Annotated in this window: 9 protein-coding genes; 4 read left to right on the top strand and 5 right to left on the bottom strand. The window is 39.3% G+C overall.

Going from position 1 to position 10,707, the window contains the following annotated elements; translation table 11 throughout:
* Positions 1 to 615: 615 nt before the first annotated feature.
* On the bottom strand, positions 616 to 1,473 hold the full coding sequence (locus tag CWB78_RS06930) for a tetratricopeptide repeat protein (protein ID WP_138594808.1): 858 nt from the start codon (positions 1,471 to 1,473) through the stop codon (positions 616 to 618).
* Between the two features lie 109 nt (positions 1,474 to 1,582).
* On the opposite strand from CWB78_RS06930, the gene CWB78_RS06925 reads away from it, so the two are divergent.
* Positions 1,583 to 2,893, top strand: a complete 1,311-nt coding sequence (locus tag CWB78_RS06925) for a M20 metallopeptidase family protein (RefSeq protein WP_138594806.1) — start codon at positions 1,583 to 1,585, stop codon at positions 2,891 to 2,893.
* A gap of 28 nt (positions 2,894 to 2,921) precedes the next feature.
* Here CWB78_RS06925 and CWB78_RS06920 read toward each other — a convergent pair whose 3' ends face one another.
* From CWB78_RS06920 to pomA, 4 genes are all read right to left on the bottom strand, one after another.
* The gene (locus tag CWB78_RS06920; RefSeq protein ID WP_138594804.1) at positions 2,922 to 4,862 is read right to left on the bottom strand and encodes a DNA topoisomerase III; all 1,941 of its coding nucleotides are present in this window, start codon (positions 4,860 to 4,862) and stop codon (positions 2,922 to 2,924) included.
* A 72-nt stretch (positions 4,863 to 4,934) separates the two neighbouring features.
* Entirely contained in the window at positions 4,935 to 5,423 is a 489-nt protein-coding gene (locus CWB78_RS06915; RefSeq protein WP_075170367.1) for a hypothetical protein, read from the bottom strand.
* A 155-nt stretch (positions 5,424 to 5,578) separates the two neighbouring features.
* On the bottom strand, positions 5,579 to 6,499 hold the full coding sequence (locus tag CWB78_RS06910; RefSeq protein WP_010390949.1) for a flagellar motor protein MotB: 921 nt from the start codon (positions 6,497 to 6,499) through the stop codon (positions 5,579 to 5,581).
* 2 nt (positions 6,500 to 6,501) lie between these two features.
* Positions 6,502 to 7,269, bottom strand: a complete 768-nt coding sequence (pomA, locus tag CWB78_RS06905) for a flagellar motor protein PomA (protein WP_010390948.1) — start codon at positions 7,267 to 7,269, stop codon at positions 6,502 to 6,504.
* 302 nt (positions 7,270 to 7,571) lie between these two features.
* Between pomA and xseB the strand changes: the two genes are divergently transcribed.
* The 3 genes from xseB to dxs all read left to right on the top strand — a co-directional run bounded on the left by xseB (position 7,572) and on the right by dxs (position 10,681).
* A complete protein-coding gene (gene xseB / locus CWB78_RS06900) occupies positions 7,572 to 7,814 on the top strand; it encodes an exodeoxyribonuclease VII small subunit (protein ID WP_010390946.1) in 243 nt (80 codons plus the stop codon).
* A 2-nt stretch (positions 7,815 to 7,816) separates the two neighbouring features.
* On the top strand, positions 7,817 to 8,704 hold the full coding sequence (ispA, locus tag CWB78_RS06895) for a (2E,6E)-farnesyl diphosphate synthase (RefSeq protein WP_008110206.1): 888 nt from the start codon (positions 7,817 to 7,819) through the stop codon (positions 8,702 to 8,704).
* A 114-nt stretch (positions 8,705 to 8,818) separates the two neighbouring features.
* The gene (gene dxs, locus CWB78_RS06890; RefSeq protein ID WP_055012818.1) at positions 8,819 to 10,681 is read left to right on the top strand and encodes a 1-deoxy-D-xylulose-5-phosphate synthase; all 1,863 of its coding nucleotides are present in this window, start codon (positions 8,819 to 8,821) and stop codon (positions 10,679 to 10,681) included.
* The last annotated feature ends 26 nt before the right edge of the window (positions 10,682 to 10,707 follow it).

Below are 10,707 nucleotides of genomic sequence, written 5' to 3'. Positions count from 1 at the left end.
ACTCTTCAATTAAAAAGTTTTATGTCTTTCGACAGCTCAATGAATTCTGAATTTATTTAATATCTTTCGATATTGAATTGACTGTGCTGAATAACTACCTAAGTAATTATTCTGTTGGTCACTCAGTTTCAATTGAGACTCTAAATTTGTTTGCCTCACTTAGTAAACTAAGCTTGGCTGTTAGAACTCAATCTGTACGAGTGCCCACACAGATGATTGCTTTATATTGTTAAAGAACGTTGCGATTAAAGCGTTAAACTTTATCTCGCTAGGGCTGCGCATATTACGCTTTCCTATTTTTTTGTCAACACTTAATTTTGTTAAACTTTAAAGTTTTCAGAACTAAGTTTTACTCGACTCACTGAGTAGCTCGTGCCTCGCTATGCGTTGGCGTTCCCCGTCTCAGTGGGGTCGCATTATAGGGCGAATCGATTTTAACGCAAGCGTTTTTAAACGGTTTTTTGCATTTAATTTTTACCCCAAAGATACCCCACCTAGGCACACAAGATACTCACAAAACCCTGTGGATAACCTTGCTTTTACCCGGCTATCCTAACGCAGAAACAAAAAAGCACCTTAACATAGGTGCTTTTTATAGAGAGTTTATCTTAATCGTTAATACAAAATGCTATAGAGCTTGCGACGATATTTAGCAGCTAGCGCATCGCCATCTGGTAAAGACGCAATAACAGCCAAGAAGTTTGGCTTAGCCTCATCAAAATTCAGATCTTTTTTAAGAATAGTAAAGAGTGCTTCTAATGCTTCTTCTTTCCTTCCTGCTTCATTGAGTAGGTTACTTAGCTCCATTTGTAATTCAAGCTCATTAGGATGCTTGGCTACCCTTTCTTGCAATGCTTTTATTTCAGGTGAATCAGTTGCCTCTAGTGCAGCCTCACATTTAGCTTTAATGTTATTAAAGTATGCATCTTGATCTTGTGCGTCTATTGTTTCTATTAATGCTGCGGCTTCATCGAGTTTGTGAATCTGTATACATATATCTGCAAGCACTAATTTAATTCTCGCATTACGACTATCTAATTCATACGCTTGCTTAGCATAATTAAACGCGGCATTTAAATCACTATTAACCAGTGCTTGCTTGGCTTGCTCTAATAAAAGGTCTTGTTGTGCAGGTAAGTGTTTAGATAGGGCATCACGTACTTGGCTTTCTGTTTGTGAACCCGCTAATACATCAACTGGAGCTGAGTCTTTTAATAACACTAAGGTAGGCAAAGTTTGTAAACCGACTTGCTGGGCAAGTTGCGAGGCCAAAGCTTGCTCTGCATCACAATCTAAGTTTGCAACAACTATATAGTTATTATATTCGGCGGCTAGCTTATCTAAAATAGCTGCTTGGCTAATACATTCTGGGCTTTGTGGCGAAAAAAAGTTCAGTAGTACTAACTTTTGTTGTGATGTTTCACCTAATACTTGCTGAAGGTTTTGTGCGTTAAGATTAACTTTATTGCTCATTGAGTTATTGCCATGTTCATCTATTTAGGTTTTTATATGGTGATGAAGATAATAATTACAAGCCATATATTTAAATCATTTAAATACATTATAAGGTAGCGAGGGAAATATGAAATTAGTATATGCGAGTGCACTGTGTTTATTAGTTAGCCCATTATTAAGTGCGCAAACACTCAAGTTGGATCTTAATAAAAGTATGCCAGCAATAGAAAAGCTTTATCTAGATTTACACCAGTCACCTGAACTGTCTTATCATGAGCAGCAAACCGGTAAAAAAATGGCTACGCAACTTCAAAAGCTAGGGTTTGATGTAACCGATAACGTTGGCGGTTATGGCGTTGTAGGTATATATAGAAATGGCCAAGGCCCCACCGTTATGATTCGAACTGATACTGATGGCTTACCAATCACAGAACAAACAGGAAAAGCATACGCATCAACTGTTACCACAGTAAATGAACAAGGTAGCAAAGTCGGTGTTATGCATGGTTGTGGTCATGATATTCATATGAGTTCATTTATAGGCACCGCGCAACAACTAATTAAAAATAAACAGTCGTGGCAAGGTACTTTAATGATGGTTGCGCAACCAGCTGAAGAAGTTGGGGGTGGTGCAAAAGCAATGCTAAGTGAAGGGTTATTTAGTAAATACGCAAAACCTGATCATATTATTGCTTTACATGTTAGTGCCAGCGTACCGGCAGGAAAAGTTGCTCTGAAAAATGAGTACACTATGGCGAGCGTCGACTCAGTTGATATTTCAATAAAAGGTAAAGGAGGCCATGGAGCCTATCCACATACGACTGTTGACCCTGTTATTATTGCTGCTCGCACCATTTTAGCATTACAAACAATTACGAGTCGGGAGTTATCTCCTCTTGAACCATCAGTGATCACTGTTGGATCTATCCATGGCGGCTCAAAACACAATGTAATTTCTGATGAAGTAAAGCTACAACTTACTCTGCGTAGCTATAACCCGGAAGTTAGAAACGCGCAAATTGCTGCGATTAAACGTATTACTGCAGGTATTGCACAAAGTGCAGGTCTAGAAAAAGCGCTCTACCCAGAAGTGTATGTTCATGAAAGTGAATCGATTCCATCTACTTACAATAATCCGGAGCAAACAAATATAGTTAGGAGTGCCATTGCTGATGCAATTGGTGTAAAAAATGTACTTGAAACTAAAGCTGTTATGGCTGGTGAAGACTTTGGATTATATGGTAGAACAGATGAAAACATCCCCATTACTTTATTTTGGTTAGGCGGAGTTAACCAACAGCAATATACAAATGCAATGAAAAATAACGAAACACTCCCTTCATTACATTCAAGTAAATTTGCTCCCGATTATAAAGTAGCGCTTCCAACAGGAATAACTGCAATGAGCAATGCCGCTGCGGCATTATTCAATCAATAATCTTCAAGGTTATTTTCAAGCCCTGAGTTTAATTTACCGCAGGGCTTTTTTTGTAACTCGACTTTTTATACGGCGCTTTCTTTGTACGTTTAGCAAAACGCTTCTTAGGCGATGTTTTTGGCAAATGTGCAAATACATTACTATCGCAGTTAGTTGCTTGGCTTACAAAATTAGTTAAATCAGCTAGCAAAGGCTGTATAAATTGCTGATAACTCATTGCTTGCTGAGCGATATCTCCTAAACTCGACTCCCATTTTGCAGTTAAATCGGGGCTTGATAACCCCTCAGGTAATACACTAATTAGTGCCAGACCTGTTTCAGTTGCTTTAATTGCTTTTCCTTCACGTTTTAAAAAGCGACGTTTAAATAATAGTTCAATGATACCTGCGCGAGTGGCTTCAGTACCAAGGCCATCTGTCTCTTTTAATATTTTTTTGATTTGCGAGTCTTTTACATAACGGCTAATTCCCGTCATAGCAGCAAGTAAGGTTGCATCGGTAAAATGAGCAGGAGGAGTTGTATGCTTTTGCACCACTTCACCTTTAGTACAGGTAAGTACCATGCCTTTTTCCAAATAAGGCAATGTTGCTTCTTCTTTAAGTTCTGACTTACCCATAAGCAATTTAAAACCCAAGCTTACATCTTGTTTTGCATTAGCTTTGAATAAACCACCCGCTATAGTTACCTCTACCTTGGTTTCGTTGTAAATGTAATCGGGATAAAACTGAATTAAATAGTGTCGACTTATTAACTGATAAATTTTTTCTTCATCACTTGCTAAACTCACAGTTTTTAACTGTTTAGCTGTTGGTACAATCGCGTGGTGAGCTGCTACTTTTGAATCGTTAAAACATTTACTTCGTTTTTTTGCATCTGCTCCATTAACAAATTCTGCTTTTTGGCCTCCATTTACTGCAATCGCTTTTAGTATCGCAGCTGCATCTTGGTGATGATCTTTTGGTAAATAACGATTATCTGAGCGTGGGTAAGTAATTAACTTATGACGTTCATATAAAACCTGGCAAGTATCGAGCACTTTTTGCGCTGACATTCCGAACGCTTTAGCGGCATCTATTTGTAAAGCAGACAAATTATAGGGAAGCGGCGCGGTTTGTTTTTTTTGCTTTTGCTCAAGAGCAGTTACGCTTGCTGGTTGATTAGCGATACGTGAAGTTACATTTTCAGCTAAAGCTTTGTTAAGCACTCTGCCCTCATCATCTTGATAAGGTTCACACGCTTTACTTGGTATCCACTTAGCAGTAAATGATTGCTCCTTAGGTGTATCAAGGTGAGCAAGTACTTCATAAAATGGTTTTGATACAAAATTTGCTATCTCGTTATCGCGATTAACTACTAGGCCCAAAATGGGTGTTTGCACTCGCCCAACCGACAATACATTACCAAATCCCGCTTTTTGCCCCGCTAATGTGTATGCACGCGTCAAGTTCATGCCAAACAACCAATCAGCACGAGATCGCGCAAGAGCAGAAACACTCAAAGGAATAAAGTCACGGTTAGCACGCATACTATTTAGTGACTTTTTAACTGCCGTTAAGTTTAAGTCACTGATCAATAAACGCTGAATATTTTGTTTTTTTGCTTGGCTGATTTTTGCTTGTTCTATAACTTCATCAACTAATAACTGGCCTTCACGGTCAGGATCGCCAGCATGTACAAGTATTGTTGCTTGTTTGATTAGCTTTTTTAAAATAGTGAGTTGTTTACGAGTTTTAGGCTTTGCTTTAAGTTGCCAATGCTCAGGCACAATAGGTAAATGTTCAAACTGCCACTTTTTAAAACGCTCATCATAGTCATCGGGTTCTGCTTGCTCGAGCAAATGACCTATGCACCAAGATACGCAATCACCATTTGCCACTTCAATATAGCCATCATGCTTTTTATGCGGTTTAGGAAGTGCGTCTGCAATAGCGCGACCCAAAGAGGGTTTTTCAGCAATATAAAGTTTCATAACCAAGCTCTAACACTGTTCATATAAACAGTAGTCTAGCATATCATTTTAAAACGAGGGGTATTTTTGTCGTTATAAGCTTAAAGCTTTATTTCGCTTATTAACAAAAATATATAAAAGCGGTAGATAACATATAACAACAGTAGCGATATTTATTAAGGGCATAAACGTTTGATACATAACAGTACTATACGATAAATCCCAAAGATGGCGATCTACTAAACGAAATAATTGCAGAATAGGGGCAGCAATAACCACAAGTTGGCCAAGTACACATTGCCACAAATGCACTTTATCTTTCAGGCCCAAATAAGCAATCAGTGCCATCCAAGTAATATCTGTTAATGCCCATACAAGATAACGGTATACATAAATACCATCATCAAACGCCATTAAACTTGAGTAAGTTATAGTACCAAATAAGAAAAAAGCAGCGGTAATAGCAGCAAACCTTAAGGCTAAATAATCCTTAAGGATAAAAAACAACAAAATAGCTGGGCTCAGAATAAGAACCCAGCTTTTACTTAATATACTGACGAAGTACAAAAACCATTCAGGCAAACTAAAAAACCTTACTTAACTTTTTTATCTTCGTCTGTACCATCGCCATTACCAGGCATACTACAAAATTTATTTAACATACTCACTCCACTTTTAATTACATCTGTTAAGAGAAATGCATTCTATGCTAAAAAAGGGGACAAAACCAATAAATTCTATCTAATATCAATAGGATCTGATTCTTTCGCCTTGCCTTGTAAAATTGATATTTCTACCCGGCGGTTACGTCTTCGATCTTCTCGGGAATCATTCGGCACTAAAGGTCTGGTTTCTGCACGCCCAACGACCATCATTCGGGTCTTATCAAAACCCGCAACTTTTTGCAGTTCACTTGCTACCGCAACAGCTCGTTTAGAGGATAAATCCCAGTTATTAATATAAAGTTCATTAGAAACTTGAAAGTCATCAGTGTGACCGGAGACGGTGATTTCACCTGGCACATCTTTTAATAACCGGCCAATATCCTGAATGATAGGTTTAAATTGTGGTTGTAAAAACGCACTGCCCGATGGAAACGAACCATTTTCTCTAATACGAATAATGATTTGCTGACCTAATGACTCAAGCTCAATAGCTCCATCAATAATTTGCTTTTCAAGCTGTTGTGCAATTTTTTTAACTAAGTCATTTATTTGCTCTTGATCGGCAGCAGAAACTGAAGGCGCTGAAGCAACTTCCTCAGAGGTGCTGCTAGACTCACCACCTCGTTTTTCGCCTCGTTGTTCTTGCCGTCCGCCGGCTGAACTTTCATCGCCCGCCTGAAACTCTAGCATTTGCTGAGTCATTTCAACTGTTTGTTGCTGAATAGTTTCAATGGGGGTTGGCTCAGGTTTACCTGGAGTAAACTCCATCGCAATAACTGAGGTGCCTTTTGGAATATCTTTAACTTCAATTTTATTTTGTACACCAAAAGCAAACTTCATAGAGCCTGCAATTTGCTTAAATTTAAGCACATCCATTTCAGAAAACGCGAGTAAGAGTACAAAAAAGCACATTAATAGCGACATTAAATCGGCAAATGTCCCCATCCATGCAGGTAACCCTGGGGGTGGGCATTTACACTCTTCATCAGACATAACTATTCCTCAGTGTTTACCGCGCGTTTAGACTCAGCCAAATAATTTTTCAAGATCCCCTCAATTACTTTAGGGTTTTGGCCATCTTGGATGCCTAATACTGCATCCAAAATAAGTCGCTGGTTCATTGCTTCTTCATCTTTACGCAATTCAAGTTTTACCTGAATAGGAATGGCGACAACATTCGCCAAAAATGCCCCATACAACGTTGTTAACAAGGCTACCGCCATGGCTGGGCCGATTGCTTTTGGATCATCCATATTTGATAACATAGCCACCAAGCCGATTAATGTACCAATCATCCCCATTGCGGGAGCAATATCACCTAGCGACTTAAATAAGCTTGCGCCCATTTCATGACGAGTTGTCGTCAGGGAAATATCTTTTTGTAATGTTGCACGCACCACATCCGCATCATGCCCATCCACGAGCATATCAACGCCTTTGCGCATAAATGGATTTGGAATCTCAGCCTCTTCTAATGCTAGAAACCCGCCTTTTCGGGCAGAATCTGCTAGCTCAACCGCCTTTTCAATTAACGCTTCAGGGGGTTCAATTTTAAACATAAACGCTTTAGCACAAACCTTACCAATGCCTAAAAATTGCGACATAGTAAAATTGGATAAAACGATAAAAAGGGAGCCACCAAATACAATAACCACTGAAGGGGTATTGTAAAACATACCGACTTCACCGCTACTACTCATAAACATGGACATGACAATTAAGCCAATTGCGCCAAGGATCCCAATAATGGTTGCTAAATCCACATTCCCTCCAAAGGTTTTATATTTTTTCTTCGCAAGCGTTGTTATTAAATGTATATCGGCAAGATACTGAAATACTTAAGTGATTTTTATGATAAACGATAAAATTACGATTAGTCCTATTTTAGATCAACATAGGGAATCAATCTAACTAATCAGAATTTATAATTTAAAAAATAACGCTGAAGCGCAGTAAAACCCAATTAACAGAATTTATCTATCAAAAAAACATAACATTCTTTGACCTAGTTTAGCATTCCCCCTAAAATTGGCGTCTAAATTTATTATGTAAGTTGAAAATAAAGATGGCGACTAAAAAACCTGAAAATTTAAGTTTCGAACAAGCACTAGAAGAATTAACAACAATTGTCAGTGAAATGGAACAAGGTGATTTATCGCTTGAACAGTCTTTAAAGCAATTTGAGCGCGGCATTGCATTAGCCAGTGCGTCTTCCGGTAAACTTCAACAAGCCGAGCAAAAGGTGTCGATATTAATGGGTAATGACGAAAAAGCACCGCTTACTCAATTTGATAACGATTTGGAATAATTGTGAGCATAAAAGAACAAATAAAGCTCGCTCAAGATGATGTAGCCAATACACTCAACCTTTATTTCGAACAACCTCTTGAAAGCGACAACACCATAAAAGAAGCCACACATTATAGTCTAATGAATGGCGGGAAAAGATTACGCCCTTTTTTGGTTTATACCACAGGCAAAATGCTCGGTGCTGAAAAACGTGATTTAGATGTGCTGGCAGCAGCGATAGAATGCATTCATAGTTATTCATTAGTGCATGACGATTTACCCGCTATGGATGACGATGATTTACGTCGTGGCCGTCCTACATGTCATATTGTCTATGGTGAAGCACAAGCTATTTTAGCAGGTGACGCACTGCAAACCTTAGCGTTTGAGCTTATTGCTAAGCACACATTTAAATGCTCAACAGAAGCTCAGTTAAAAATGATTGCTGAATTAGCACATGCTTCAGGCTTGCAAGGAATGGTTGCCGGGCAAGGCCGCGATATTGCAGCAACAGATAAAGTTATTACGGTTGATGAATTAGAACGTATTCATAAACTTAAAACAGGCGCATTAATAAATTGTGCGATTACTTTGGGCGCACTTTGTGCCCCTAATATTAGCCAACACACTTTAGATAACTTATCTACTTTTGGGTATGCTATCGGGCTGGCCTTTCAGGTTCATGACGATATTTTAGATGTTGAGGGCGACACACTGACTTTAGGTAAGCCTCAAGGGTCAGATATTGCTGCGAATAAAGCGACATACCCGGCTTTATTAGGTATGCTAGGTGCTAAGCAAAAAGCACTAAATTTGATACAACAAGCCCATGAGGCGTTAGCCAATATTGACGCAGACACGACCAGCTTAGCGGCATTGGCAAACTATTTAATTGAACGTGACCATTAAACATGGCTAAAACGTATTAAATCTTAGAACAAAATTATTACTAAATATTAAGCCACCTCTTAAACTTAGCTTTTTTGAGGGAAGTTAATATTAGCGAAGGATATATAAAAAACCATGACACTTGATAGCAGCAAGTATCCATTACTTAATTTGGTGAACGAACCAGCCCACTTGCGAGACTTAGCACAAGATAAGCTTCCTGCATTTAGCCATGAATTGCGTGATTACTTACTCAATTCAGTATCGCAAAGTAGCGGCCATTTAGCGTCTGGTTTAGGTACCGTAGAACTTACCGTTGCATTACATTATGTGTACAACACTCCCGACGACCGTTTAGTTTGGGATGTAGGTCATCAAGCCTACCCACATAAAATACTAACGGGACGTCGTGATCAAATGCACACCATTCGCCAAAAAGATGGATTGCACCCATTTCCATTTAGAGACGAAAGTGAATACGATACGTTTAGTGTTGGCCATTCAAGCACCTCTATTTCAGCGGCGCTGGGTATGTCTATTGCTGCGCAAAAAGAAGGCAAAGGTCGTAAAACCGTGGCGGTGATAGGCGATGGCGCAATTACCGCAGGTATGGCCTTTGAGGCGATGAATCACTTAGGTGATGTTAAATCAGATATGTTGATTATTTTGAACGATAACGAAATGTCGATTTCTGAAAACGTCGGCGCGTTAACCAATCATTTTGCGCGTATTTTATCAGGTAGCTTTTATACCAACATCCGCGAAGGCAGTAAAAAGCTTCTTTCTGGTGTACCGCCGGTAAAAGAACTTGCCAGCCGTATGGAAGAACACATTAAAGGGATGATGATCCCGGGTACTTTTTTTGAAGAATTAGGCCTAAATTACATTGGTCCAATTGATGGCCATGATGTGAACATGCTGGTTGATACGCTGCGTAACATGCGTAACTTAAAAGGCCCACAACTTTTACATATAAAAACCCAAAAAGGCAAAGGTTACAAGCCCGCAGAAGCCGATCCGATTGGTTATCATGGCGTACCAAAATTTGATCCTGCAACTTCAAGTTTACCAAAATCTAAGCCAAGTGCGGCTACTTTCTCAAATGTATTTGGTGATTGGCTTTGCGATATGGCAGAGCAAGACAGCAAATTGATGGCAATTACCCCTGCGATGCGAGAAGGTTCGGGGATGGTGCGTTTTTCTAAAGAACACCCTGAACAATATTTTGATGTGGCAATTGCTGAGCAGCACGCTGTAACCCTTGCTGCAGGTTTTGCCTGTGAAGGGTTAAAACCCGTTGTGGCTATCTACTCTAGCTTTTTACAACGTGCGTATGATCAACTAATTCACGACGTTGCATTGCAAAACCTACCGGTATTATTTGCTATTGACCGCGCAGGTATTGTCGGAGCCGATGGTGAAACTCACCAAGGCGCCTATGACCTAAGCTTTATGCGCTGTATTCCTAACATGGTTATTATGGCACCTAGCGATACTAACGAATGCCGTCAAATGCTATACACTGGCTATCAAGCCAATTGCCCAGTAGCTGTGCGTTACCCGCGTGGCAGTGCGGGCACAGCAGACATTCAAAGCGCTATGCAACAGCTCGAAATTGGTAAAGCTAACGTAATTAAACAAGGTGCTAAAGTAGCTATATTGTCATTTGGTACCTTGCTTGAAAACGCCCAATTAGCCTCAGATGAGCTCAATGCCACTTTAGTTAATATGCGATTTATTAAACCACTTGATTCTGGTTTAATTGATGAACTTGTCGCTAACCACGATATCATTGTAACACTTGAAGATAATGCAATTTCTGGTGGTGCAGGTTCGGCGGTTAATGAGTATTTAGCTACCCAAAAAGCGACTGTAAAAATACTTAACTTGGGTATACCGGATGAATTTATTAAACACGGTACGCAACAGCAAATGCACGATGAAATGGGGTTAGGTGAGCAAGGCATATTAACTTCAATTAAAGCATTTATGAGCTAATACTTATAGTGTTTAATAAAAAGGAG

It is taken from the genome of Pseudoalteromonas sp. S1612 (assembly GCF_005887175.1).
GTDB lineage: Bacteria > Pseudomonadota > Gammaproteobacteria > Enterobacterales > Alteromonadaceae > Pseudoalteromonas > Pseudoalteromonas undina.
Note: the sequence above shows the minus strand (reverse complement) of the source record. Positions and strands in the feature narration are given on the sequence as shown.

Coding starts and splice junctions, on each gene's coding strand:
- CWB78_RS06930 (WP_138594808.1), bottom strand. CDS start 1,473: ATGAGCAATAAAGTTAATCTTAACGCACAAAACCTTCAGCAAGTATTA.
- CWB78_RS06925 (WP_138594806.1), top strand. CDS start 1,583: ATGAAATTAGTATATGCGAGTGCACTGTGTTTATTAGTTAGCCCATTA.
- CWB78_RS06920 (WP_138594804.1), bottom strand. CDS start 4,862: ATGAAACTTTATATTGCTGAAAAACCCTCTTTGGGTCGCGCTATTGCA.
- CWB78_RS06910 (WP_010390949.1), bottom strand. CDS start 6,499: ATGTCTGATGAAGAGTGTAAATGCCCACCCCCAGGGTTACCTGCATGG.
- xseB (WP_010390946.1), top strand. CDS start 7,572: ATGGCGACTAAAAAACCTGAAAATTTAAGTTTCGAACAAGCACTAGAA.
- dxs (WP_055012818.1), top strand. CDS start 8,819: ATGACACTTGATAGCAGCAAGTATCCATTACTTAATTTGGTGAACGAA.